Here is a 26,084-nt window from a genome sequence, read left to right as displayed (position 1 = left end):
ATCAAGGAATAGGGCTTAAGTCCTATTCCTTATTTTGACTCGCCCTTTCAATGGGGTAATTATTCCCGCTTATAATAAGAGAAACTAAACATGAAGCGCTCAATCACTCGCTTATTAATGGCGCCATCAGTCATATTACTGTTGGTTTGGATGATCATTCCATTATCCATGACCATCTACTTTTCCACTATTCGTTTCAACTTGCTGTACCCTGGTGAAAATAACTTTGTTGGCCTGATGAACTTCGAGTTCTTTATTACCGACCCAGGCTTCATACCAGCCGTATCCAACACGTTAATACTGTTACTTTCTGTCTTGATTATCACCGTTGTATTAGGCGTCATGCTGTCCGCTTTGATTGACAAACCTTTTTTTGGTCAGGGCATTGTTCGCGTTCTACTTATCTCACCATTCTTCATCATGCCAACCGTTAACGCGTTAATTTGGAAAAACATGATGATGAACCCGGTATATGGCATATTCGCATGGATATCTCAGTCGCTAGGCCTTGAGCCGATTGATTGGCTTTCTAGCTATCCCTTAATGTCCGTTATTATTATGGTTAGCTGGCAATGGCTTCCATTTGCCATTCTAGTATTCGTAACAGCGTTACAATCCCAAGATACAGAGCAAAAAGAAGCGGCACAAATGGATGGTGCAACCGGCTGGCATATTTTCCGTTACTTAACCATTCCTCACTTGGCTAGACCTATCGCCGTTGTAGTTATGATAGAAACTATTTTCTTATTGGCTGTTTTTGCCGAGATATTCGTCTCTACCGGTGGTGGCCCAGGTTACGACAGTACTAACTTAGCGTACCTAATTTACAACCAAGCGCTTCTTCAATATGACGTTGGTGTGGCCTCTGCTGGCGGGTTATTTGCCGTATTGCTTGCCAATATCGTGGCCTTCTTCTTAATTCGTGCCGTTGGCAAAAACTTAACGGTGTAAGGTGAATACGATGACTCTAAATCAACAACGTAAACTCAAAACGATTCTCACCGGCTTATTCGCATGGACAATTGCCTTGGTGTTATTTTTTCCAATTTTTTGGATGTTCATTACATCATTCAAAACAGAACTGCAGGCTATTTCAATACCACCGACCCTGTTCTTCGAGCCAAATTTAGACAACTTTAGGGTTGTTCAAGAACGCAGTGACTACATTCAGCATGCTTGGAACTCCGTCGTCACGTCGTTCGGCTCGACCATTCTTGCTCTGATTATTGCCATTCCAGCAGCCTACTCGATGGCGTTTTTTCCAGGAAAGAGAACAAAGGACATTCTGCTTTGGATGCTCTCCACAAAAATGCTACCCGCGGTTGGTGTATTGGTGCCTATTTATATTCTCTGCCGAGACTACGGTCTATTGGATACTAAAACAGCTTTGGTGATCATTTTCACTCTGATGAATTTGCCAATCATTGTTTGGATGCTGTTTTCCTACTTCAAAGATTTACCAAAAGAAATCCTCGAAGCGGCCAGAATGGACGGTGCTACGCCCTGGGATGAAGTGGTAAAAGTCGTACTGCCGCTTTCTGTGGGGGCTATCTCGTCTACCGCGCTTTTATCTATCGTGCTTTGTTGGAACGAAGCCTTTTGGTCTCTCAACCTCACTGCATCCGATGCCGCGCCATTAACTGCGATGATTGCCTCTTATTCCAGCCCTGAAGGTCTATTTTGGGCGAAATTATCCGCTGCATCCACACTCGCTTGCGCACCAATCGTTATTTTCGGTTGGTTCTGTCAAAAACAATTGGTCCAAGGCTTAACGTTCGGCGCCGTAAAATAATTATTAGGAAGTTTTTTTATGACTTACTTAGCGATCACTGATCTACAAAAACATTATGACAGCTACCATGCTTTGCGTGGCATAAACCTAAGCATTACCGAAGGAGAATTTGTGGTATTTGTTGGGCCATCTGGCTGTGGCAAATCGACGCTTCTAAGAACGATCGCTGGCCTTGAATCCAGCACCGGCGGTAGCATTCAACTTGATGGTAGGGACATTACTGAAGTGGCCTCCTCAAAACGCGACCTTGCTATGGTGTTCCAGTCTTATGCTTTGTATCCGCATATGACGGTGGCCGATAACCTTTCGTTCGCTCTTCGTCTTGCAAAAGTGTCAGACGCTGAAATCAAAGAAAAAGTACGTTCTGTGTCAGCCTCTTTGCAGCTTGATGCTTTATTGGAACGTAAACCTAAAGAGCTATCTGGCGGTCAACGTCAACGTGTTGCCATTGGGCGCGCCATTGTGCGTCAGCCAAAAGTCTTCTTGTTCGATGAGCCTCTGTCCAACCTAGACGCTGCGCTACGTGTACAAATGCGCTTGGAATTGGCTCGTCTTCACAAGAAACTCGGCACAACGATGATTTATGTAACGCACGACCAAGTTGAAGCCATGACCTTAGCTGACCGCGTGGTGATTTTAAATGCGGGACAAATAGAGCAAGTTGGTACACCACTTGAACTTTACCGCCAACCAAACAGCCGCTTTGTTGCTGAGTTCATTGGCACGCCAAAAATGAACTTAATCGCAGCGAACAAAATAGTTCGTCATGAAGATAATCTAGCGATTGAATTGCTTGGACAGCAAATTCTTTTTCCTGCTAAGCGCTTGAAAGGCCCACTACCAGATTCAGTTGTTGTCGGTATTCGCCCTGAACATATGACGTTAGTTGAGGACGGTGGTGATTTGTCAGGGCGCATTGAGCTGGTTGAACATCTCGGTTCCGAAGCGTATGCACATCTTCAGTTGTCGAGTGATCAAACCATTATCATCAAAGCGCCAGCTCGAACTGAGCTAAAAGACGGACAAGAAGTTAGTCTCAAAATTGATATTTCAGAAATCATTTTGTTTAACGAAAATGATCGCGTCATCTCTGTTATTCCAGAGGAAGCCTAGTATGACTAATTATTTACAAGCCTCTTCCAATGCGGAGCATCTTTGTGTTCAAGATTATACAAAAGATTCCATTCAAGCTGGCATAGTACATTTGGGTGTTGGCGCTTTTCACAGAGCTCACCAAGCCGTATACATCGACAGGCTACTAGCCTATGACACACAACAAAACTGGGGCATTATCGGCGTTAATATTCGCCCACAAGACAGCCAAGCTTTTGCTCGTTTTATTAAACAAGAAGGCGAGTATGTTTTAAAAACCATGGCGGCGGATGGCGAGACAAGGTACGAGCATATTCGTTCTATTGTTCAGCAAATTGATGGTGCTCAAGCGCCAGACAAAGTCGATGTAGCCCTTGCCGATGCTAAAACTCAAATAGTCACATCAACAGTAACGGAAGGTGGTTACTACCTTGATGAAAATCGTCGTTTAATGCTAGAGCACCCCGCAATAAAAGCCGATATAGAAGGTGCTCGTAATACGCTTTATGCTTTTCTGTATGCGGGTCTTAAACTTCGTAGCGAAACATCTAAGGCAAAAATCACCCTGTTATGCTGCGACAACCTTCGCCATAACGGTGAACTACTCGAAACTGGTCTAATGCAGTTTTTAGATGCTAAGCAAGATTCGGCGCTGACGGAATGGGTAGAAGAAAATGTGTCTTTCCCTTGCTCTATGGTGGATCGAATTACACCTAAGCCAAGCCAGCAGCATGTAGACGATGTTCGTTCACGCTTCGGTGTTGATGACAATATGACAGTCATGGGCGAAGACTTCATTCAGTGGGTCGTAGAAGACAAGTTTGCCGGTAAAAAACCCGCTCTTGACCTCGTTGGCGTGCAATTTGTCAAAGACGTTGTGCCTTTTGAAGAAGCGAAAATTCGTATTTTAAACGCAGGCCATACCTGCGTAACGTATCAAGCAGCATTAAAGGGCCTCACCTACTTTGATGAAGCCATGCGCGATGACGAATTAAAGCAGTATTTTTCTGACTTCATTCTGCAAGATTCGATTCCGGCAATTGGGCACTCTGTGGTCGATCTACCAGCTTATTTCGATATTATCGCCCAGCGTTTTAGTAACGCTAACATTGGCGATACAGTGGAGCGTATTTGTACCGACGGCTACGCTAAATTTCCGATTTTTGTTTTCCCCACATTGGAAGGCGCGTATCGCAAAGGTCGAACTCCGGTTAAGACCATCCAAGGCATCGCCAGCTGGTTCACCTTTATTCAACTATCGGATCAAGGCAAGCTAAGCACGCCTTATCATGAACCAAATAAAGCTGCTCTAGTCGATTTCAGCAATAACGAAGCTGGTATTCAAGCCTTTGCAACGGATCGCTTTTTATGGGGTAATGTCCCAACGGAGTTTCCCGACTTTGTTGCGCAACTCACTGAAGCAATTCAAATAAACATGGCAAAGTATGCCTAGACAGTTATTATCTAATTAGACAGTCTAATTCAAGAATCCAAGGCACATAAAAACCTTATGTCAACTTGGATTCTTGAATATAGTGTTATTAAAATAATAAAAACACAGAGCAAGCAATGGTGTAGATACTTAAAAACACAAAACCAGTGTGATCTCTATTTAACCGAAAAAGCTGCTGAGCGAGAAGATTATGTCTAATACCGCCAAACGCATTACGCCCGAATACGAAATTGTCGAAGATAACGAAACCATTCGCTACTTAGAGCACGGATATCCGTGTGATCTTATTCGTTGGCACGCCCATGATGATTACGAACTGCACTATATCGTCGACACGTCAGGCAAAGTCTTTGTGGGCGATTACATTGGAAATTACTTACCCGGCCAATTGATTTTAACAGGTCCTAGGCTGCCTCATAACTGGATCTGCCAACACGACCAAGAAGCGGTTCAACTCAGAGACATGGTTATTCGCTTTGATCATGAGTCTTTCTCTAATGGCATGAAAATCATCCCTGAGCTGGCTGAGATTTTACCTATGTTAGCGAGAGCAAAGTCAGGCATTGAGTTTTTTGATCAAGACCATGAATACCTAAAAGATATTTTCCAAAAAGTACGAGACTCCAGCGGCTTATCAAGGTTAATACTCGCACTGCCTCTTCTACAAAAACTGGCTCAGAGCCGAAATTACCGCTTACTTTCTACCGTACAAATCGATTTAAAATCCAATGAAACACTGCAACGTAAAATCAACACTGTGGTTGATTATGTGTCACAGAATTACGGTCAAGACATTACACTTTCCAATGTCGCAAGCTTAATTGGCATGTCTGATAGCCATTTTTCACGCTTTTTCAAAAAAGCCACAGGCAATCGTTTTATTGAATTTGTCAATCGTGTGCGAGTCAGCCGTGCGTGTAGCTTACTTACCGAAACAGATCAGCAGATTGCGACCATTTGCTTTCAAGTTGGCTTTAACAATGTCGCCAACTTTAATCGCCGATTTCATGAGTTGAAGGGTGTCACACCCAGAGACTTTCGCTCACAAAGTAATATCCATATTGAAGGATCGGCCCCCGTTTCATAACACAGCCTTCATGACAACAAGGCCAATTCATGGTTTAGCTTGCTTGTCGCCTGATAGTAAGCTCGATACAAGGCATACTTTTTCTGGTAGTAGACGCTAAAGGTAAGGTCTGGCTCATGTACTTCTAATACCTCTGGCATGGTGCAATATTGCGAGATCAAAGACTCTATATTCTGCCCTAGGCCTTGCTGCTCTCCCAAAAGAGCCAAGCGCGCTGCTCCCAAACCGGGTCCCACATCACCACCGTCTCGATAAATAAGACGTTTATTGAGTACACTAGCAATAATCTGGCGCCACATGGCAGAACGCGCGCCGCCACCGATTAATGAAAGCTCATCGACCATACTGCCTGCGCTGCTCAAGGCATTTTGACAATCCAGAAGAGAAAATGCGACACCTTCCAACACGGCCAATGTCATGTCTTCCAAACAAGTCGTATTGTTCAATCCAATAAACTGTCCATTCGCCTGTGGATCATTGTGAGGAGTACGCTCACCACTGAGATAAGGTAAAAACAACACCTTGGTGCGCTGCATACCACTGTCTTCGAGCACATCCAGTAATTCAACGACTGTTTTATCCAACAGCTTGGCAAGCCAAGACAAAGAATTTGCGGCACTGAGCGTGACACCCATTTGATGCCAACGACCAGGCAAGGCGTGACAAAAAGCATGCACGGTATTTTGCGGATTGGCTTTATGTGACTCACTGACCGTGAAATACACACCAGAGGTACCAAGAGAAATAAAACCTTGGCCTGGATTTGTGACACCCATGCCCACGGCTCCGGCCGCGTTATCACCGGCGCCAGCCACAACGGGTAACAATGGGAGCCCCAACTCTTGAGCAATCGCTTCAGATAAGGTGCCTACAAGATCACAGCCTTCGTATACTTTTGGCATATTGGCTTGAGTCAAGCCAGTTGCAGCCAATAAATCATCGTCCCATTGACGTGTTTGTGGATTTAGCCAAAGTGTACCGGCGGCGTCAGAACAGTCCGATGACATAACACCCGTCAATCGAAAAGCCAAATAATCTTTCGGCAGTAAGACATGAGCCAACTTAGCAAATACCTCGGGCTCGTTTTCTTGTACCCAACGTATTTTGGGAGCAGTAAAGCCCGGCATATAAAGGTTGCCAGAACGCTCGATCAAATCAGGAAACTCAGCCATTAGCGCTTGGCATTGTCCTTGGCTACGACCATCGTTCCATAAAATACATGGACGTAACACTGCTCCATGGTGATCCAACAAGGTGGCACCGTGCATTTGCCCAGATAACCCTACGGCTTTTAATTTGCTCACATCCAAACGCTGTTGTAATCGCTGAATAACATCGACACAAGCTTGCCACCATGATTCAGGGTCTTGCTCCGACCAAGTCGCATGAGGAACACTCACGGTGAGCGATACGGACTCCTGCACCAACACATTACCCTTGTCGTCGATAACGACACCCTTTAACCCAGATGTTCCAAGATCAAGACCTAGATACATTTATTTACCCATTGCTTTTAAAAATAGTGATTTATTTTATTGTGCGATCTGTCATGCTATTTGTTATGACTCACTGGCAGTCACAGTGTGATGTGATTTCATATTCAAAGCATCCATGGCTGGAGTCAATAGAATTCTAAGTGCTTGCTTTTTTAGTATTAATAGTTGCTAAAAACGATGAGTTTTTTATTTGCTTAGAGTAAAAACGAGTTTATTGCTGTCAAGCAAAAACCAGTAAGCTCTTTTTCTCAACCACTTATCTGAAGGAATACATGGCCTATTTAATGTCATGGGTTAACACATTTTTTGTCACACAAGTCGATCAAAATCTTCTTGTTCTGGGAGAGTACAACCCCTTGCTGGTGACACTTTCCCTCTTTTTAGCCGTCATGGCGTCTTTTTTTGCTCTGTATTTTGCCTCAGTAGCTCGAAACCATATTCTCAAAAAATACAAGAAAATGGCTTTGCTATCGGGTGCTTTCATTATGGCTGGCGGCATCTGGAGCATGCATTTTGTCGGCATGTTGGCTTTTGACATGGGCCGCAGCGTTCATTACGACCCACTACTGACGGCTGTATCGTTTTTTCCAAGTGTCATCGCGTCTTACATCACCTTAAAACGTCTAGTGAAGCCAGACTTAAGTTTGCTGCAATTGTGCCTAAGCGGCCTCCTTGTCGGAGGAAGTATCGGCACCATGCACTATCTTGGTATGGCGGCAATGCAGATGGATACCGTCTTGAAATACGATCCTATCTGGTTTATCGGCTCTATCGTCATTGCTGTAGTGTTGGCTTTTATTGCCTTGTCCACCCATTCTTATATAAGAAAACAATGGCCAAATATTCGTCAGCATTGGGCTAATGGCATCAGTGCCATCATCATGGGATGTGCAATATCTGGTATGCATTATACGGGCATGGCGGGGGCTCGATTTATATCGACAGGTGACGCTCACCTAAGTCACCTATCAGAAAACGATAACGGCGCCCTTTCTTTCGTGGTCGCTGTTATCACCCTGCTGCTGTCTATTCTGGCCGCCAACATTGCCTCACAACTACGTTATCGGCAACTATTACAAGAAAAAACCGCCAGTGAAACTCGCCTCAAAACCACTCTAGACACCGCAGTCGACGGCATCATTACTATTTCAGAGAAAGGCCTCATTATTAGCTACAACCTTGCTGCTGAACGCATCCTTGGATATACCGCCGATGAAGTTATTGGACAGAATATAAAGATGCTCACTCCAATAAATCATCGTGAACATCACGATAGCTATATTGCTAACTATCAAAACACAGGAGAAGCAAAAATCATCGGCATAGGTCGAGAAGTAGAGGCACGTCATAAAGAGGGCTATTTGGTACCTATTCGCTTAGCCATTGGTGAGTCTCGCGTAGGTCAAGAACGAACCTTCGTGGGTTTCATCACAGATATCAGTCAACGCAAAAAAATGGAGTCGGATCTAAAAGAGCGTGAAAAACAATACAGCTCCTTGATTAAAAACATACCAGGCGCCTCTTTTCGTTGTTTGATGAATGAAGAGTATACGGCCATCTTTGTCAGTGATGCGATACAAGAAGTAAGTGGTTGGCCTCCGGCACTTTTTTACAGTAGCGCCATTTCTTTTGGTCAGCTGGTCCACCCTGACGATAGAAAACAAGTATCCGATGCCATTAGCCACGCGGCTGAAAAGCACGCTACCTATACCGTCGAATACCGTCTTTTGGACAAAACAGGGCATTATATCTGGGTTCTAGAAAACGGTTCTGTGGTGTTTAATGAAGATCAAACCATAGAGTGGATCGATGGCGTCATTTTAGATATATCACAACGTATTGAAATGGAAGACGAACTACGCCTCGCCAAAACCAAGGCCGAAACAGCCGCACAAAGCAAAGCAGAGTTTTTAGCTAACATGAGTCATGAAATACGCACGCCAATGAATGCCATTATTGGCTTTTCAGATATTTTATTAGATTCGGAAGTATCGACAAAAGACAAAAAACACTTAGCAACGATTAGTAAGTCAGCCCGTTCTTTATTGCATTTACTGGATGATATTTTAGACAGCGCCAAACTAGAAAAAAACAAACTGGAACTCGATATACAGCCATTTTTCCTCGCAAACCTAGTCGACGTTGTTATTTCAACACTTTGGCTGCAAGCAAAAAACAAAGGGTTAGAGCTGACATTTCACATTGATGTAAATATCGCCGACATATACCTAGGGGCCGAAGATAGAATCCGCCAAGTTCTGATGAACCTTGTGGGGAACGCCATCAAATTTACTGAGCAAGGTTACGTGAAATTAACCGTATCTAAACAAAATAACGGCGATCTATGCTTTTGCGTTGAAGATACCGGCATAGGAATACCAAAAGACCGTTTGGACAATATCTTTGACCCCTTTACGCAAGCGGACGCCTCGATGAGTCGACGTTTTGGCGGTACAGGCCTAGGTACCAGCATCTCTAAGCAACTGGTTAAGCTGATGGGAGGTGAAATGCAGGCCACCAGCGAACTGGGTGTCGGCAGCTGCTTTTCCTTTCGACTTCCCCTTGAGAAGTCAAGCCTTCCGCCTAACACCAAAGTAGGCGAACTGCCAATTATTACCCCCAAAACAGTCCTACTCGTCGACGACATAGAGCAGAACCTTACGCTGTTGACCTTGTTATTGGAAAAGCAGGGACACACTATTTTGTTAGCCAGAGATGGTTTAGAAGCCGTTGAACAGTTTAAAACGACACCGCTTGATATTATCCTGATGGACATACAAATGCCCAATTTAGATGGTTTAGCGGCGACGCAAGTGATTAGACGCTATGAAGTAGAACATCAATTAGCGCCTACCCCTATTATTGCCCTAACCGCCAACGTCATGGCAGAAGACAAGATAGAAGCACAACAAGCAGGAATGAATGGTTTTGCTCACAAACCCATTGAATTAGCCACACTACTGTCAGAAATGGCGAGACTATTACAAGACACTCCAACTGATTTGATGATTTTTGAAAAGGACACGTCTGATCACCTTTCGGGTACGCAGCAAATCCATCTCAATAAAGGGCTGTCTTTGTGGCTTGATATGATCACGTTTTTAAACGAATTGACGCGATTTGCAGAGCAACACAAAAACCTACCACAACGGCTTACAAGTCATTTGCATGGGCGTGAATTCAACGCCCTTTCTAGCTTGGCTCACGCCATTAAAGGTACAGCCGGTAATTTGGCCTTGCTTAGACTCTCCAATGAGATGGCAGAGCTCGAGCATGCCGCTCAATCGGAAGATACACAGACCTGCAAACTTAGCATAGCCAACCTAATACACACCTTCGAACAATTCGAGAATGAACTGTCGGCACTCATCGCCCAACATTCAGCCAGTACTGACACCTTACAATCTGATACAGGCGCCGCACTATCAAAAGAAAATCTGTTAGATTTATTGAATACATTACACCTATCAGCCCATTCAGGCGAGGTAGATGATGAAAGCCTAGATTTACTGATTCTTCATTCGCCGCTAGCTCTGAAAGGGCAAGCCATTGAAATCAGCAAAGCCGTTACCAACTTTGAATTTGACCAAGCTATCCGCTCGTTAACAAATTTAAAAGCCATCATAACGGAAGAAAGCCCTTTGACAGAGGAGAACAAACATGAGAATAGGTAAAAAACTCTCCCCTCGCATTCTTTTAGTCGACGACGAGCCAGTCAATTTAAGAGTATTAAGACAAGTTTTACAGACGGCGGATTATCGTCTGTCGTTTGCTCGATCTGGAAAAGATGCATTAAAGCTGGTCGAGCAAGAAGACATTGACCTCATTTTGCTTGATGTAATGATGCCAGATATGACAGGACTAGAAGTCTGTCAGCAGTTAAAAAGCCACGCCTCTACCGCGCCTATTCCTGTCATCTTTGTTACTGCACTAAAAGATAGCATAGACGAAGAAAAAGGCTTTGAAACAGGGGCGGTGGATTACATCATTAAACCAATCGTACCCGCGATTGTCTTGGCACGAGTAAAAACACATTTATCCCTAATCAAAGCCGACGAGCTACTTAATACACACATAGATTTAATACACAGACTGGGGCATGCTGCCGAATACAAAGACAACGAAACGGGCATGCATGTACAGCGCATGAGCCGCTACGCCAAAATAATTGCGCTAGCGTACAGCTTTTGTGAAGAATCTGCAGACGATTTAATGATGGCCGCTCCAATGCACGATATCGGCAAAATAGGCATTCCTGATGAGATATTATTAAAACCAGGCAAGCTTACCGCAGATGAATACGAGATTATGAAAACCCACGCTCAAATTGGCGGTGAGATATTGTCTAACCCGAGCTCTTATCTGATTAAACTTGCCCATTCCGTCGCCATGACCCACCATGAAAAATGGGACGGCACTGGATATCCTAACGGGCTCGCAGGCGAGGCAATTCCTATCGAGGGTCGTATTATCGCCTTAGTGGACGTGTTTGATGCACTAACAAGCGAGCGACCTTATAAAAAAGCTTGGCCGATAAAGGATGCTATGGACTTTATCACAGAACAAAGTGGTAAACATTTTGATCCCGGACTCGTCCCCTTACTCCATCAGGAGCTTCCCAAGCTACTTAAAATACGAAGCGAGTTTGCAGAACGCTAGCACCAAGTCGTGATAATCGGGGATTGAAAAGTAAAAAACCGCCATCACTGATAGGTTACTCACGCAAAACCACAGCGGTCTCTTTGTGGCAAACAGATATCATGGAAAAATGTTATGACCTCGCTTCACGAAATACTGCACTCAAGATTACAAAACAACACCGTCATCGCAAAGCAACACGACATTGGTGTATTACGCATTTCCGGCCCAGATGCCAAAAAACTGCTACAGGGACAAACCACCTGTGACATGAACAAGCTATCGGATGATTGTGGATTATACGGTGCCATATGCAGCATTAAAGGACGCATCGTCAGCAGTTTTTATCTCGTTCAAAGCCATGACGAGGTGTTGATGATAATGGCCAAAGATTTGGTCGAAAAAACCTTACTTCATCTAAAAAAATACGCGGTCTTTTTCAAAACTGAGCTGGTCAATGAACAAGACGCCTTTGCCGTTTATTCTCACATCACATCCTCTTCGACAGAAACAACGCAGGCAACCTTAGCAGAGCGCTTGCCTGTCACTCAGGCCGACCAGAACATCACATTGACTCTTGGCCATTACCCACTGGAAGTAAAGTGGCTGATTCGTCGCGAGGAAAACCAAGCCGATTGCCCTGCGATTGAAGAAAAGCATTCACAACTTGCCGGGCTCTCTATGCTTGCCGCTCGCCCGCTGATCACCTTGGCACAGAGTGACACCCTGCTACCTCAGTGGCTTAATATGCAAAGTACCGGGGGCATTAGCTTCACAAAAGGGTGCTACACGGGGCAAGAAATTGTGGCCCGCATGCAATACAGAGGAAAATCGAAGAAACAACTGGCCCTGGTCACCTGGCAAGGACAGCTTGACACCACAAAAGATCTACTTGATGAGGAAGGGAAAAGTATAGGGCAGGTCTTCAGCGCGACCCATATTGAAGAAACCTGCTTCGCCTTCGTGATCATCAACATAGAGCCCAGCGAAGCGAAGGCCCTAATACTGGATGAACAAAACATCACTTTACTTGCACTTCCCTATCCCGTGGGCGCAAAAAATTAGGCGTCCTGTCAGTCTAAAACGGCAGCGAAATCTGAGAATGACTGTTCGCTGCCGTTTCTTGAGGCACTTCTTTTGCGTTTTTGGGTGTTTCTGTCACCTGTATGATTGGCGCCGACTGTTTCGCCGCAGACAATGCCCATTGAATCGGCGCTTTGCCAAGACGTACTAAATAATCGTTGGCGCTAGAAAAGTGTTGGCAACCTAAAAAGCCTCGATATGCCGATAAAGGAGATGGATGAACGCTCTCCAGTACTTGGTGTTTTTTCCGATCAATATGACGGCCCTTTTTCTGCGCATAGGCTCCCCATAACATAAACACCACTCCTTGATGCTCATTGTTAATGAGTTCAATGATCTTATCTGTGAACTGCTCCCAGCCTTTATTCTGATGAGACCCCGCTTTGCCCGTCTCAACAGTCAATACACTGTTTAACAGCAATACTCCTTGCTTGGCCCACGGCAATAAAAAACCCTGTGGCGCAGGCGTAATTCCTAGGTCCATTTCGAGCTCTTTATAAATATTCACCAATGAGGGCGGCACTTTGACATTTGGCTTAACAGAAAAGGACAAACCATGGGCTTGCCCTTCACCATGATAAGGATCTTGCCCTAAAATCACGACTTTCACTTGCTCAAAAGGCACCTCATTGAGGGCTGTAAAACGTTCATTTTCTGGAGGGTAGAGCACTTTCCCCTGCTCTTTTTGTAGCGTAAGAAACTGCTGTAAAGCACGCATATACTCTTTATTAAATTCATCGGCTAAACGCATTTGCCAAGAGGGAATTAACATTCTATTTTTCTCTTATCTCAACAAAATATTATAAAAAAGGATTGAGCGATTGTCTGGTTTTAAAGTGCATATAAGAAGACCATGCTGTGGCATCATTTGGAGTGGTTAAATATTTTAACAATAACCAAACCATTTCTCGTAATGAGTACGCCAAACTGTATTGCGCCATTTTATCTAGGGTCGTTTCTACTTCAAGACTGTCATCGTAAGCCTGTATTAAACGTATTTGCTGCAAACCATTCAGATTGTGCGAGCGGGCTACAACAGCAAGATCAAACAGTGGATCCCCCATGCCAGCACATTCCCAATCAATTAACCAAAACGAGCTATTATCCATTAACACATTCTTGGGATTTAAATCATTATGGCAAAGCACAGGTGATGGGGTTGACGCCACACGAGGCAAATTCATAAAGAGTCCTCGCACGTAGCCAAACTCTTCTTGAAGTTCTGGACTAAGCGGCAAGAAACACTCGACGGATTGAAGATAGTGCGCAATCAGAGCATAAATACAAAAAGAACGACTGACATTAGGCAGGGAGTGTACTCGCTTTAAAGCGCTGGCCATTTTATGAATACTGGCGGTGGAGTGAGTAACATCCCAACTCAAAGAGGGCTGCTCGACAAACGGACAGGCAAAGGCTCCTTGCTCATCATGCCAATATACCGATGGAGAGAGACCGACTTTTGCAGCGCTAAGCAAAATAGCCATTTCATTTTGCCTATCTATATTAAAAGCCGCCTCATCCAGCCCAGGAACGCGAAGCACCAAACGAGGTTTATCATGCCAAGAGATCAAATACACCTGATTTGAAAAGCCTTCTTCTAGCAAAGTGCTGTTCACTTCCGCTTTAGCAGGCAATAGGCTGGCTATGTTAACTAAATACTCAGATAATGTTGTCATTTTACATCATTTTATTGCCAGAATTGTAAGTGGCTGTCAGAATGAATAACTCAACCATCCGAGTCAATAGACAACTTTGAAGCAGATCAATGAATAAACACGAAGACATTATTCGTAAGATACAAGAAAGACTGAGCACCTTAAGCAAATCCGAGCGAAAAGTTGCAGAGGCGATTCTTGCCGACCCCAAAACCACAATCCACTCGAGCATCGCGAAACTGGCCGCGAGAGCCGAAGTAAGTGAGCCAACCGTGAACCGCTTTTGTCGCAGCCTCATAGGCAGCGGGTTCCCAGATTTTAAAGTCTCCCTTGCCCAAAGTCTTGCAACAGGAACGCCCTATGTGAACTTAAACGTAGAGCCTGATGACGCACCGGGCGCTGTTACCGCGAAAATATTTGAAGCCGCTAAAAACAACCTCACTCGTGCACAAGAAATTTTACCCGAATCTCTTATAAGCCGTGCCGTAGATGTATTAGCTCAAGCGCGCCGAATAGAGTTTTATGGTTTGGGAGCGTCTGGTCCGGTTGCAAAAGATGCTCATCATAAGTTCTTCCGTTTGAATATGCCGGTTGTTGCTTACACTGATATATTGGTACAGCGCATGGCAGCGGCGGGGGCTCATGCTGGTGATGCCATCGTGGTCATTTCTTACACAGGTAGGACTTTGCCGTTAATTGAAACGGCAAGAGTAGCAAGAGCAACTGGCGCCTCTGTGATTGGCATTACCAATCCGGACTCTCCACTAACCGAGCACTGCTCTATCGTCTTGCCAATTGAAGAAACCGAAGATACGGATATCTACACCCCCATGAGTTCGCGGATTGTGTATCTAACCTTAATTGATGCCTTAGCAACAGGCGTGTTACTGAAACGCGGTCCTGAGTTTAATGCACATCTTCGCAAGCTAAAACAAAGCGTGCAAGACACTCGTCTACCTAAGGTAGAAAAGTAAGAGGTTACACAAACCGACATGGTCGTTAAAAAGCAACAAAAGCCACGACCTACCCGCTGAAAAAAGGAAAGCACCTAACATGGGCTTTCCTTTTTTATAGCCACTTTTCTTTGTGGTCATTTCATGATTTGCCCGTGCTTTTTAGTAAAACTCTCACTTCCGCAGCAAATGTCAGAGTTTTTTGCAATTCAGCCGGATTTTTTTGAAAGATAATCCCACTTTAGCCACTTAGAATCACCGCAGTTCTTTTTGTAAGTCAGCGTGTTCAGTCTTTTTTTGACAAGAATCCACTTAATAGCTGACAAAAAAGAACATTCACAACACTGAAATAACGTTCGAATGCCGTTCAGATAAATCTTTTCATCGGCCTCTTTTGCCCGGTATGCATCACCTAGTACCAATACAAACCGTTTTTTGTATTGGCAAATAACGCCCGCTGTAAAAGACAACTGCATTCATGAATTTTTAACTAGAGGACAATAATAATGATAGAAAATAGTTATGCGATCAGCTTTACATTCCTAGCCTATCTAATAGTTATGCTAGGAATTGGGCTGTACGCTTACAAACGTACTTCTAATTCAGAAGATTACTTCCTAGGGGGACGCTCGCTAGGGCCTTGGCCTACTGCTTTATCTGCAGGTGCTTCTGATATGAGTGGTTGGTTGTTATTAGGTTTGCCAGGCTACGCTTTTGCAGCGGGTATGGAAGCCATTTGGATCGCCGGTGGCCTACTTGTAGGAACCTGGTTAAACTGGCTTATTTGCGCAAAGCGTCTACGCACTTATAGCATTCAAACCAGCAATGCATTAACACTACCGGACTTCCTATCCAAACGCTTTAATGACAAATCTAAATTAATTCAGACCATTTCTGCACTGTTTATCTTGTTGTTTTTCTTGTTTTACACGAGCTCAGGCTTAGTGGCAGGTGGCAAATTATTCGAAACCGTATTTGGTTTAGATTACACCTATGCTGTCATCATTGGCACCGTTTGTGTCGTCTCTTACACTCTTTTCGGTGGCTTCCTCGCCGTCGCTTGGACAGATCTAGTGCAGGGTCTCATGATGGGCGCTGCATTGGTTATTGTGCCTATTGTAGCTATTGAAGGTGGCTGGTCAGATCTAACAAGCACTTTAACAGCAAAAAATCCGGAACTCCTTAATATCTGGACAAGTGTGAGCGGAGAGCCCCTCAGCACTATCGCTATTATCTCGTTGGTTGCTTGGGGCCTAGGCTATTTTGGACAGCCACACATTCTGGCACGTTTCAAAGCGTCTCGTTCAAATGCCGACATAAAAACAGCGCGCCGTATTGCGGTTATCTGGACGTTCTTGGCCATGGTAGGTGCACTACTAATCGGTTTAGTGGGCATTACCTTCGTGGATGCTAACCTTGCTGGAAACTTAGCTGACCCTGAAAAAATCTTTATGATTTTGGTCAACGCTGTATTCCATCCAATTGTAGCGGGTATTTTGTTGGCGGCTATCTTAGCGGCGATCATGAGCACGGCGGATTCTCAATTGCTGGTTTCTTCTTCGGCTCTCGCTGAAGATTTTTACAAACAGTTATTTAATAAAGAAGCGACACAAAAGCAAATTGTTAATGTAGGTCGCTTTGCGGTTGTTATCATTTCCTTGGTGGCTTTGACGCTCGCACTCAATCCAGAAAGTTCAGTACTGAGCCTGGTGTCCTATGCCTGGGCCGGATTTGGCGCTGCGTTTGGGCCTGCTATTCTACTTAGCTTGTTCTGGCGTAACATGAACCGCAATGGCGCTCTTGCAGGCATTATTGTGGGCGGTGTAACCGTGGTTGTCTGGAAGCAACTTTCCGGCGGAATGTTTGACCTTTACGAAATAGTTCCAGGTTTTATCTTTGCAACCATTTCCATTATTGTCGTTAGTCTAGCAACAGGGGCACCGGAAGATTCAGTCACTGAGTCTTTTGACAAGTATGAGAAAGCACTAGATACAATGAAATAAACTCTCAGTAATAGGTCAAATGCTATAAGCATATCTTATTAGTGATGCAAAAGAGCCTGAATTCAAGTGAATCCAGGCTCTTTTTTTGAGTAAATTTTAGGCAAAAAAATGGGGCTTGAAACAAGCCCCCAAACACCATTTACTAACAAAAGTTAGTAGTCAGAGGAAAGGTTTAGTCATTAAACAGGCTACAAGCGCCTTGTTCTGCGCCACTTACTAAAATGCGTTGTGCGCTAAATAATTCCCGCCCCATGCCTTGATGGGAGTCGGTTAAATCTTGTTGAGCCGCTTCACGAGCGTGCAATTCTTCATCAGAGATTAATACTGACAAGGTACCTTCTACCGCATCTAAACGAATCAAGTCGCCATCTTGGATCTTGGCAATCAGTCCGCCGGCTAAGGCTTCTGGCGTCAAATGAATCGCAGCAGGCACCTTACCCGATGCACCAGACATACGTCCATCTGTTACCAAGGCAACGCGATACCCTTGGTCTTGCAGGTTACCTAGATACGGCGTAAGTTTATGTAGCTCAGGCATGCCTAACGCTTTAGGACCTTGGAAACGCACGACTGCCACACAATCACGCTTTAGTTCACCGCTCGCAATGGCATCAGCCAAAGCATTTTGGCTGTGGAAAACAACCGCTGGCGCTTCAATAATCTTGTTTTCATCTTTTACCGCAGACACCTTAATAACGGATCGACCTAAGTTACCTTTTAATAAAGATAAGCCACCTTCTTTGTTAAAAGGATTTTCAAAAGATCGTACTACGTCTTCGTCTAAACTTTCAGAAGGACCATCACGCCACACAACGCCATCACCGTCCAAGAACGGCTCTTTAGTGTAATGGGTCAAGCCTTTACCCATGATGGTGTTCACGCCTTCGTGCAATAAACCACCTTTCAATAACTGTTTAACCAGAAACGCCATGCCGCCTGCTGCATGGAAATGGTTAATATCAGCCTGGCCATTGGGGTATATTCTTGTTAATGATGGCACCACTTTAGACAGCGCGGAGAAATCATCCCACGTCACTATGATGCCAGCCGCACGAGCATAAGCGACTATATGCATTGTATGGTTAGTTGAACCACCCGTTGCCAACAAACCGACAATCGAGTTCACAATACTGCGCTCATCAACAATCTCGTACAGAGGTCGGTAATCTCGGCCTAACGCGGTGATTTTCGTCGTTAGCTGAGAAGCATACTTAGTCAAGGCTCCACGTAATGGATCATCGGGATTAACAAAAGAGGACCCTGGAAGCTGAAGCCCCATAATCTCTACTAATAGCTGATTTGAATTGGCCGTACCGTAAAATGTACAAGTCCCTGCACTGTGGTAAGACGCTGCTTCCGCTTCAAGTAATTCTTCTCGAGAAGCTTGACCTTGCGCATAACGCTGACGAACGGCAGCTTTAGCGGCATTGGTGATGCCAGAACGCATAGGGCCCGCTGGGATGAATAACGCAGGTAAATGACCAAAGCGCAACGCAGCAATCAATAGTCCAGGGACAATTTTGTCGCAAATCCCCAAATAAATCGCAGCATCAAACATATTGTGAGACAAGGCAATCGCCGCACCTTGGGCAATGTTGTCACGACTGAACAAGCTTAACTCCATGCCGTCTTGACCTTGCGTAACACCATCGCACATGGCAGGCACACCACCGGCAAACTGCGCTACTGAGCCCATTTCTTGGACAGCGGCACGGATTTGATCTGGGTAGTTTTCATACGGTTGATGCGCTGACAACATATCGTTATAGGAAGACACAATACCAATATTGGCCTCTTCCATCAGCGTCAATTTTTGCTTGTCTTGTGGCTGACACGCAGCAAAGCCGTGGGCTAAATTACCGCAGGATAATTTTCCGCGATGTGGACCTTGTTCTTGTGCCTTTTCCATATCACTAAGGTATTGCTTGCGCAGCGCTTTACTTCTCTCAATGATGTCGTTCGTCACTTTAGCAACAATCGGATTCATGCCTATCTCCGTTATTCGTGTAGTTGACTCTGCAATCAGTCTGATACTTTAATTTTATGTAATATTACTACATTTTACTTTATTTTCACCTGTATTTGCAGATAGAACACATAAAAAAACCATTTTTATGTAATTTTTTTACGTATTATTCGAATTTATCGGTTACTTCAGCTAATATGTACCCGCATTTGTAACATACATCAGTATAATATGTAGGATAAGCAAGGCAGTTGATTAAAAAATCGACGCAAGGTAAGAATTTTACGACTAAACTCTTGCTTAAAAATTCATATATGTAGTATTTTTACATCAAATATCAATATCGAACGCAAAGTGTTCGAATTCGAACACTTGATAATTCTGTACGATTCTAGAGGTGAGTATGACGATTAAAGTAGCTATCAACGGTTATGGACGCATTGGACGCAACACATTAAGAGCTTTGTATGAATCAGGTAAGCGTGATCAAATCCAAATAGTCGCCATTAATGATCTTGGTGATTCTAAAACGAACGCGCATTTAACAAAGTACGATACCGTTCATGGTCGTTTTAGTGAAGAAGTCACCTTCGACGATGAAGCGCTTTATGTTAATCAAGATAAAATCCGCACCTTCTCAGAACGCAACCCTGCCGATCTTCCATGGGCGGAACTGGGTGTTGATGTCGTATACGAGTGCACAGGCTTTTTTACCACAAAAGAAAAAGCCAGCGCCCACATCACAGCGGGTGCAAAAAAAGTCATCATTTCTGCGCCAGGTAAAGACGTAGATGCGACCGTTGTGTACGGCGTAAACCAAAACGTTTTAACCGCCGATATGACGGTTATCTCTAATGCTTCTTGTACAACTAACTGTTTGGCGCCTGTTGCAAAACCCCTAAGCGATAAGCTGGGCATTGAAAGTGGGTTGATGACGACTATTCATGCTTACACCAATGATCAACGTCTATCGGATGTCTATCATGAAGATTTATATCGCGCTCGAGCCGCAGCTCAAAACATGATTCCTAGTAAAACCGGTGCGGCTGCAGCCGTTGGTCTTGTTGTACCTGAACTGGTTGGAAAATTTGACGGCATGGCTGTTCGCGTCCCTACTATCAACGTTTCATTGGTCGATTTAACCTTCCTTGCACCACGTGAAACTACGGTAGAAGAAGTGAACAAAATTATTGAAGATGCAGTTAAAGCAGATCCTATTCTTGCTCAAGTATTGCATGTGAACTATGAGCCACTAGTCTCTTCAGACTTTAACCACAGCGCCTATACTTCTAACTTTGATGCGACACAAACGCGCGTACAAGGTAAATTGGTTAAAATAATGGCGTGGTATGATAACGAGTGGGGATTTTCAAACCGAATGCTCGATAATACCATTGCATTAATGGCTGCAAAATAATCAAAATACACAAAGGCTGCTGACGCAGCCTTTGTCGTCTCCTATACTCTATTTCACGCTTATTAATTTTTGGTACATATAATGACTCGTAGAACTAAAATCGTTGCCACTCTAGGCCCTGCTTCAAGCTCCCCTGAGATGATCGAAAAGCTTATATTGGCAGGTGCCAATGTATTTCGTCTTAATTTCTCTCATGGACAGCCAGAAGATCATATAAACCGAGCGGAAGTAGTTCGTGCCATGGCGAAAAAGAACAACCGTCACGTTGCGATTCTGGGCGATCTACAAGGCCCCAAAATTCGTATCGCTCGCTTTAAAGAGACGAAAGTGGAACTCAAAGATGGCGCGACTTTTGTTTTAGACGTTGGGTTTGACAAAAATAATGGTGATGAGACACGCGTCGGGATTGATTATCCTCAATTGGCAGCAGACTCAGAACCCGGCAATATTCTCTTGCTCGACGACGGCCGTGTGGTTCTTGAAGTTCTCGAAGTGAAAGGCATGGAAGTAATCACCAAGGTAATTGTTGGTGGTGCACTTTCTAACAACAAAGGAATCAACCGCCAAGGCGGTGGACTGTCTGCTGCGGCACTAACAGACAAAGACAGAGAAGACATCAAAACAGCCGCTGCTCTAAAAGCGGACTATCTTGCGGTTTCTTTCCCTCGTTGCGCCGACGACTTACACGAAGCACGTGCTCTAGCAGAAGCAGCAGGTCTAAAAGCGGGAATTATTTCCAAGGTTGAACGCGCTGAAGCGGTTGCAGATCACGCCACTCTAGACGCCATTATTCTTGCTTCTGACGCTGTTATGGTGGCTCGTGGTGACCTAGGTGTTGAAATTGGTGACGCAGAACTCATCGGCGTTCAGAAACACATGATCAAACGTTGCCGTCAGTTAAACCGTCCTGTTATCACAGCGACACAGATGATGGAAACCATGATCACCAGCGCTATGCCAACGCGAGCGGAAGTGTTTGACGTTGCTAACGCAGTGCTAGATGGAACAGATGCTGTTATGTTGTCAGCCGAAACCGCTGCCGGTGCTTATCCAGAAGAAGTCATCCGTACTATGAATCGTGTTTGCTTGGGCGCCGAAAAGCAACCTGCAATCAACCGTTCAAAACACCGCATTGATGTGACATTCACAAACATTGACGAAACCATCGCCATGTCTGCCATGTATGCCGCCAATCACTTGGAAGGTGTTAAAGCCATCATCAGCTTGACCGATTCTGGAACGACGCCACTTCTAATGTCTCGCATTAGCTCTGGTTTACCTATCTATGCCTTGTCACCGAATCAAGCAACGCTGAATAAAGTGACCCTTTATCGTGGCGTCACACCAGTAGCCTTCTCTTCACAAGATTTTAACGTCGATACCATAGTTGCAGGCTTAGTAGATCATGTTAAATCTCTCGGTTTAATCCAAGATGGCGATCTTGTCATTGTCACTAAAGGCGACCACCTGGTGAGCTATGGCACCACCAATATGATGAAAATCGTAGAAGTCGGCGCTGTCGAGGAATAACTCACAGTGAAGAGCAAAACATTGCAACAGAAAACCATCACGACCCCAGAGCGTAAAAACGTCGCTCTGGTGGCTCATGATAATATGAAGCCAGCGCTCATAGAGTGGGCAGAGAAGCACAAAGACAAGCTAATCAAACACAATTTGATGGCAACTGGCACCACCGGAAACTTAATGCAAAAACAGCTTAATGTTCCCGTGCAATCGCTGATTAGTGGCCCCCTTGGTGGCGACCAACAACTTGGTGGCATGATCGCAGAAGGCAAAATTGATGTGTTGATTTTCTTCTGGGACCCCTTTGAGCCTATGCCCCATGATCCAGATATCAAGGCACTGCTTAGAGTCGCGGCAGTTTGGAATATCCCAATCGCCTGCAGCGTGTCATCGGCCAACTTTCTTGTTTCATCGCCCTTGTTTGAAAGCGCATTTGAGCGGCAAATTCCAGATTATGAAAAGTACCTCCAAGAGCGACTCTAAGTCGCTCTTTTTTTGAGTTTCACCTCATCCCAAATACTCTAGCCCCCCTGAAAGCTCGCTGTTTACATCAAAATCGGCTATATTAGCCGCCAATTATTTGTCAGATAGAAATGCGTTAGGCTTCATGGATATTTGACAGGCTTATCGACCTACTTCAACGTTTCCCCTCGACACCACGTTGAACACAACCAATAGGAGAAATATTTTGCAAGCAGATGTTGCCCTAATCATGGGCTCAAAAAGTGACTGGAGCACAATGGAAGGCGCTGCTGAAATCATGGACGCACTGGGCGTTAGCTATCATGTAGAAGTGGTTTCTGCCCATAGAACCCCAGCCAAACTTGCAGAGTTTTCAGAAAGCGCAGCCGATAAAGGCTTCAAAGTCATCATCGGCGGTGCCGGCGGTGCTGCCCACTTACCAGGCATGGTAGCCGCCCATACACGCTTGCCAGTACTGGGTGTACCGGTACAAAGTAAGGCACTAAACGGTATGGACAGTTTATTGTCTATCGCACAAATGCCAAAAGGCGTCGCCGTTGGCACACTTGCGATCGGGAGTGCTGGTGCCTTTAATGCTGGCTTATTAGCATGCCAAATTCTAGCGGTTTCTAATCCAGAGCTTGCGGCGAAAATTGACGCTTTCAGAAAGCATCAAACTGACACAGTTCTCGCTAACCCTGACCCAAGAGAGGCTTAAATTATGTCCGTTTTATGGGTATTGGGCGCAGGCCAGCTAGGCGCCATGCTAAAACAGGCAGGCACACCTCTTGGCGTTGATGTTCGCCCCGTTGATATAGAATCGACCGAGACTTTAGCACTCTCTCCCTCTGACGTGGTCACCGCAGAACGAGAAGAATGGCCAGAAACGGTTGCCACTAAGCAATTGGCAACACACACTAATTTTGTCAATTTAGCCACTTTCCCGCAACTTGCAGACCGATTAACACAAAAGCAATGGTTAGACCGTCTTGAACTGGCTACCGCCCCGTGGTTCCCAGTAGAAAGCGACTCTACCGCTAAACAGGCCTACCATACCTTGGGCGAGCGTGTGCTTTTGAAACGTCGTCGTGGTGGCTATGATGGTAAAGGCCAATTTTGGTTAAAAGAATCGGAATCCACAGACATACCAGAAGATTGGAAAGGCTATGCCATCGCAGAGCAAGCCATTCAATTCGATGAAGAAGTATCATTGGTGGGTGTTCGCGGCAAAAATGGTGAAACACACTTTTACCCTCTAACGCTTAATCTTCACATCAATGGCATACTCTATGCGTCCATTTCTCCCTTGGAGCGCCTTAAACCGCTACAAAGCAAAGCGGAAGCAATGCTCAGTAAGCTGATGGATGCCTTAGATTACGTTGGTGTCATGGCAATGGAGTGTTTTCGGGTGGGAGACGACTTATTGATTAATGAACTGGCTCCACGTGTTCACAACAGCGGCCATTGGACTCAAGCCGGTGCCAGTATATGTCAATTCGAAAACCACGTACGCGCCGTTACAGGACTGCCATTGGCTCCTGCTGACGTTAAAAACCAAAGCATGATGATTAATCTAATCGGTATTGACCTAGACTATCAGTGGCTTAATATCGAGGGTTTGGAACTTTATTGGTATCAGAAAGAAGTCCGCTTAGGCCGTAAGGTTGGACACCTAAACTTTTGCTCTGGTAAACTCGCTGTTTTAGAAACAGCATTGCATACACTAGACATGCCTGAACCCTACCCTACCGCACTTAATTGGCTAAAAGACAATCTTCCAAATTAATGCTGAATACGTTGTCCATATTTAATCAATATGGACAACGCACAGTCATTCAGACAGTTTAAGAGCCTATTTCAGGCAACTTGCTGGCCATTACAACCCCAGCCAATGCCATCATTGAGAAAATAAGCACCAATCCTGCAATCGATATAAATTGAGTCAGTGTACCGATCAGACTCAACACCAAGAGTATAAAGCCAATTACCGTGTTACTCACAGCAACGTAACTTGTACGCTTATTGCCATCAGATAAGTCAACAAGATAGGTTTTTCTTCCTACACGGATTCCCTGATGCGCTATCGTAAGTAAAAAATATAGAGAGGGTAATATAACCCAGTTTGACAATGCATCAGGTGTCAACAAAGACAAAAGAAATAGGCTTCCCCCTACAAGAACACTAACAAAACTCGCGATTATCATAACAAACCGGCTAGATCGGTCTGAAAAACGCCCCCAAAAAGGAGCAGAAATAAGAGAAGCAAAACCGCTAGCCGCTATAAACATAGCCAATACCCACATACTACTCCCAAGCGTTTGTTGCGCCAACACTATGTAAAAAGGCGCGCTCAATGCCGTGCACAGTAGCAGCGATCGGGTAATGACAAAACGACGGAAGACCGTATCCGTTTTTAGCAGAGCTAGCTGTCCTAATGCCTCTTTTAATCCATTTTTTCCACCTTCGACCTCACCTGGAAACTCTTTCACGGTGGAATAAACAAGTGCACCGGCCACCCAAACGGACGCTGCACCAATGACAGCTAAACCATAAATATAAGCGCTTCCCTCTAAAGGCGTCAAAGCAACAAAAAATAGGATTGCTGCAACCCCAACCGTGACAAGCCCAGCCATACTTCCTGACCAACCGGTTACTTGTCCGCGTTGAGTCTTTGGTATCGTTTTACCCAACACATCTTTTGAAGCAACCGAACTTAGCCCCCTTGCTACACTAAAAACAGCCAGACATAGAATAATCATCCAACCCGCTATAGAGCCTTGCATAAAAAGGGCAACCAATCCTATCAAGGTGACACTAACTGCCTGTAAAGCACTACCTGCAACCCATACCCATTTTCTAATCGGCATCCTACGAACAAAACTCGCAATAGCCAATTGCGGCAATAACGAGCCCGACTCTCGAATAGGAACCAACCAAGCCACAAGATATAAAGGAGCTCCAACACTCTGCATCACCCAAGGCAATGTTACCTTTGGATTAATGATCGCGTCTCCTAAACTGGTAAAAAACTGCGCGATGATAATTTTAATAAAATTTCCTGGCACTACTTTACAAGCTGACTCATCAATCGCTTTGCACGCCCTAGCATCCTCGCTGTTTACTATTTTTTCGTATACTGAAAGCCACACTTTATTCATCTTCATCAAAAATATTACCTAACTATAAATTCATTACTCACTAATATAAATTAAACCTTAAACTGGCAAACTATCACAAGACGGCTGATAGCCAAACATTGGTCGCCGATTCACACCGATGTCATGAGATCCTAGCCACAGCGCATTTGGGTAGAGCCTCTCCCCTTGGTCGTCGATGCGCGCTGACGCGTTGAGCCTGCGAAACAGGCGCAAGCGCATCGGTGACCAAGGGGAAGGCCTTGAGTGGGTGATGTTTCTGTCCATTTTCTTGAGACGAAAAAAAAGCCCTGACAGCGTGAGCTATC

21 protein-coding genes are annotated in these 26,084 nt (G+C 44.7%); 15 read left to right on the top strand and 6 right to left on the bottom strand.

The window, feature by feature from the left end; genetic code table 11:
- Positions 1–90 precede the first annotated feature (90 nt).
- The 5 genes from EBI00_RS13400 to EBI00_RS13380 all read left to right on the top strand — a co-directional run bounded on the left by EBI00_RS13400 (position 91) and on the right by EBI00_RS13380 (position 5,424).
- Positions 91–951, top strand: coding sequence for a carbohydrate ABC transporter permease (locus EBI00_RS13400; protein ID WP_123096454.1), 861 nt, complete (start codon positions 91–93; stop codon positions 949–951).
- Positions 952–961: 10 nt separating this feature from the next.
- Positions 962–1,792, top strand: coding sequence for a carbohydrate ABC transporter permease (locus tag EBI00_RS13395; protein WP_123096453.1), 831 nt, complete (start codon positions 962–964; stop codon positions 1,790–1,792).
- A gap of 18 nt (positions 1,793–1,810) precedes the next feature.
- Complete coding sequence (locus EBI00_RS13390; RefSeq protein ID WP_123096452.1) at positions 1,811–2,905, top strand: ABC transporter ATP-binding protein; 1,095 nt, start codon at positions 1,811–1,813, stop codon at positions 2,903–2,905.
- Position 2,906: 1 nt separating this feature from the next.
- The gene (locus EBI00_RS13385; protein WP_123096451.1) at positions 2,907–4,337 is read left to right on the top strand and encodes a mannitol dehydrogenase family protein; all 1,431 of its coding nucleotides are present in this window, start codon (positions 2,907–2,909) and stop codon (positions 4,335–4,337) included.
- Between the two features lie 190 nt (positions 4,338–4,527).
- On the top strand, positions 4,528–5,424 hold the full coding sequence (locus EBI00_RS13380) for a helix-turn-helix domain-containing protein (RefSeq protein WP_123096450.1): 897 nt from the start codon (positions 4,528–4,530) through the stop codon (positions 5,422–5,424).
- Positions 5,425–5,432: 8 nt separating this feature from the next.
- Here EBI00_RS13380 and xylB read toward each other — a convergent pair whose 3' ends face one another.
- The gene (gene xylB / locus EBI00_RS13375) at positions 5,433–6,920 is read right to left on the bottom strand and encodes a xylulokinase (protein ID WP_123096449.1); all 1,488 of its coding nucleotides are present in this window, start codon (positions 6,918–6,920) and stop codon (positions 5,433–5,435) included.
- Between the two features lie 284 nt (positions 6,921–7,204).
- Between xylB and EBI00_RS13370 the strand changes: the two genes are divergently transcribed.
- The 3 genes from EBI00_RS13370 to ygfZ all read left to right on the top strand — a co-directional run bounded on the left by EBI00_RS13370 (position 7,205) and on the right by ygfZ (position 12,623).
- The gene (locus tag EBI00_RS13370) at positions 7,205–10,594 is read left to right on the top strand and encodes a PAS domain S-box protein (protein ID WP_123096510.1); all 3,390 of its coding nucleotides are present in this window, start codon (positions 7,205–7,207) and stop codon (positions 10,592–10,594) included.
- Positions 10,581–11,579, top strand: a complete 999-nt coding sequence (locus tag EBI00_RS13365; RefSeq protein WP_123096448.1) for a response regulator — start codon at positions 10,581–10,583, stop codon at positions 11,577–11,579. Before EBI00_RS13370 ends, EBI00_RS13365 begins: the two co-directional genes overlap by 14 nt.
- 114 nt (positions 11,580–11,693) lie before the next feature.
- Positions 11,694–12,623, top strand: a complete 930-nt coding sequence (gene ygfZ / locus EBI00_RS13360; RefSeq protein ID WP_123096447.1) for a CAF17-like 4Fe-4S cluster assembly/insertion protein YgfZ — start codon at positions 11,694–11,696, stop codon at positions 12,621–12,623.
- Positions 12,624–12,636: 13 nt separating this feature from the next.
- Here ygfZ and ung read toward each other — a convergent pair whose 3' ends face one another.
- Both ung and EBI00_RS13350 read right to left on the bottom strand, forming a co-directional pair.
- Positions 12,637–13,413, bottom strand: a complete 777-nt coding sequence (ung, locus tag EBI00_RS13355; RefSeq protein ID WP_123096446.1) for a uracil-DNA glycosylase — start codon at positions 13,411–13,413, stop codon at positions 12,637–12,639.
- 28 nt (positions 13,414–13,441) lie between these two features.
- Complete coding sequence (locus EBI00_RS13350; protein WP_123096445.1) at positions 13,442–14,317, bottom strand: phosphotransferase; 876 nt, start codon at positions 14,315–14,317, stop codon at positions 13,442–13,444.
- Between the two features lie 89 nt (positions 14,318–14,406).
- On the opposite strand from EBI00_RS13350, the gene hexR reads away from it, so the two are divergent.
- A complete protein-coding gene (gene hexR / locus EBI00_RS13345) occupies positions 14,407–15,270 on the top strand; it encodes a transcriptional regulator HexR (protein ID WP_123096444.1) in 864 nt (287 codons plus the stop codon).
- Positions 15,271–15,755: 485 nt separating this feature from the next.
- Positions 15,756–17,252: a sodium/proline symporter PutP gene (gene putP, locus EBI00_RS13340; protein WP_123096443.1), complete on the top strand. Its 1,497-nt coding sequence runs from the start codon at positions 15,756–15,758 to the stop codon at positions 17,250–17,252.
- Positions 17,253–17,424: 172 nt separating this feature from the next.
- On the opposite strand, the gene edd is transcribed toward putP, so the two are convergent.
- The gene (gene edd, locus EBI00_RS13335) at positions 17,425–19,239 is read right to left on the bottom strand and encodes a phosphogluconate dehydratase (protein WP_123096442.1); all 1,815 of its coding nucleotides are present in this window, start codon (positions 19,237–19,239) and stop codon (positions 17,425–17,427) included.
- Positions 19,240–19,621: 382 nt separating this feature from the next.
- Here edd and gap point away from each other — a divergent pair, with 382 nt between their 5' ends.
- The 5 genes from gap (at position 19,622) to purK (ending at position 24,407) form a co-directional block, all read left to right on the top strand.
- Entirely contained in the window at positions 19,622–20,635 is a 1,014-nt protein-coding gene (gene gap, locus EBI00_RS13330) for a type I glyceraldehyde-3-phosphate dehydrogenase (RefSeq protein ID WP_123096441.1), read from the top strand.
- 81 nt (positions 20,636–20,716) lie between these two features.
- Positions 20,717–22,165: a pyruvate kinase gene (gene pyk / locus EBI00_RS13325; protein ID WP_123096440.1), complete on the top strand. Its 1,449-nt coding sequence runs from the start codon at positions 20,717–20,719 to the stop codon at positions 22,163–22,165.
- Between the two features lie 6 nt (positions 22,166–22,171).
- Entirely contained in the window at positions 22,172–22,642 is a 471-nt protein-coding gene (locus tag EBI00_RS13320) for a methylglyoxal synthase (protein ID WP_123096439.1), read from the top strand.
- 205 nt (positions 22,643–22,847) lie between these two features.
- Positions 22,848–23,339 carry a 5-(carboxyamino)imidazole ribonucleotide mutase gene (gene purE / locus EBI00_RS13315; RefSeq protein WP_123096438.1) on the top strand — a complete coding sequence of 164 codons (492 nt, stop codon included), beginning with the start codon at positions 22,848–22,850 and terminating at the stop codon, positions 23,337–23,339.
- 3 nt (positions 23,340–23,342) lie between these two features.
- Entirely contained in the window at positions 23,343–24,407 is a 1,065-nt protein-coding gene (gene purK / locus EBI00_RS13310) for a 5-(carboxyamino)imidazole ribonucleotide synthase (RefSeq protein ID WP_123096437.1), read from the top strand.
- Between the two features lie 58 nt (positions 24,408–24,465).
- On the opposite strand, the gene EBI00_RS13305 is transcribed toward purK, so the two are convergent.
- Both EBI00_RS13305 and EBI00_RS16090 read right to left on the bottom strand, forming a co-directional pair.
- Positions 24,466–25,785, bottom strand: a complete 1,320-nt coding sequence (locus tag EBI00_RS13305) for an MFS transporter (protein ID WP_241557041.1) — start codon at positions 25,783–25,785, stop codon at positions 24,466–24,468.
- A 115-nt stretch (positions 25,786–25,900) separates the two neighbouring features.
- Positions 25,901–26,084 (bottom strand): hypothetical protein (locus tag EBI00_RS16090; RefSeq protein WP_206612587.1); only part of this gene is annotated, 184 nt, incomplete at its 5' end.

Origin of the sequence: Marinomonas hwangdonensis, assembly GCF_003721245.1 — a bacterium.
Classification (GTDB): domain Bacteria; phylum Pseudomonadota; class Gammaproteobacteria; order Pseudomonadales; family Marinomonadaceae; genus Marinomonas; species Marinomonas hwangdonensis.
Note: the sequence above shows the minus strand (reverse complement) of the source record. Positions and strands in the feature narration are given on the sequence as shown.

Coding starts and splice junctions, on each gene's coding strand:
- EBI00_RS13395 (WP_123096453.1), top strand. CDS start 962: ATGACTCTAAATCAACAACGTAAACTCAAAACGATTCTCACCGGCTTA.
- gap (WP_123096441.1), top strand. CDS start 19,622: ATGACGATTAAAGTAGCTATCAACGGTTATGGACGCATTGGACGCAAC.
- hexR (WP_123096444.1), top strand. CDS start 14,407: ATGAATAAACACGAAGACATTATTCGTAAGATACAAGAAAGACTGAGC.
- EBI00_RS13400 (WP_123096454.1), top strand. CDS start 91: ATGAAGCGCTCAATCACTCGCTTATTAATGGCGCCATCAGTCATATTA.
- EBI00_RS13385 (WP_123096451.1), top strand. CDS start 2,907: ATGACTAATTATTTACAAGCCTCTTCCAATGCGGAGCATCTTTGTGTT.
- xylB (WP_123096449.1), bottom strand. CDS start 6,920: ATGTATCTAGGTCTTGATCTTGGAACATCTGGGTTAAAGGGTGTCGTT.
- pyk (WP_123096440.1), top strand. CDS start 20,717: ATGACTCGTAGAACTAAAATCGTTGCCACTCTAGGCCCTGCTTCAAGC.
- putP (WP_123096443.1), top strand. CDS start 15,756: ATGATAGAAAATAGTTATGCGATCAGCTTTACATTCCTAGCCTATCTA.
- ung (WP_123096446.1), bottom strand. CDS start 13,413: ATGTTAATTCCCTCTTGGCAAATGCGTTTAGCCGATGAATTTAATAAA.
- purK (WP_123096437.1), top strand. CDS start 23,343: ATGTCCGTTTTATGGGTATTGGGCGCAGGCCAGCTAGGCGCCATGCTA.
- EBI00_RS13380 (WP_123096450.1), top strand. CDS start 4,528: ATGTCTAATACCGCCAAACGCATTACGCCCGAATACGAAATTGTCGAA.
- EBI00_RS13350 (WP_123096445.1), bottom strand. CDS start 14,317: ATGACAACATTATCTGAGTATTTAGTTAACATAGCCAGCCTATTGCCT.
- edd (WP_123096442.1), bottom strand. CDS start 19,239: ATGAATCCGATTGTTGCTAAAGTGACGAACGACATCATTGAGAGAAGT.
- EBI00_RS13305 (WP_241557041.1), bottom strand. CDS start 25,785: ATGAAGATGAATAAAGTGTGGCTTTCAGTATACGAAAAAATAGTAAAC.
- EBI00_RS13365 (WP_123096448.1), top strand. CDS start 10,581: ATGAGAATAGGTAAAAAACTCTCCCCTCGCATTCTTTTAGTCGACGAC.
- EBI00_RS13390 (WP_123096452.1), top strand. CDS start 1,811: ATGACTTACTTAGCGATCACTGATCTACAAAAACATTATGACAGCTAC.
- EBI00_RS13370 (WP_123096510.1), top strand. CDS start 7,205: ATGTCATGGGTTAACACATTTTTTGTCACACAAGTCGATCAAAATCTT.
- ygfZ (WP_123096447.1), top strand. CDS start 11,694: ATGACCTCGCTTCACGAAATACTGCACTCAAGATTACAAAACAACACC.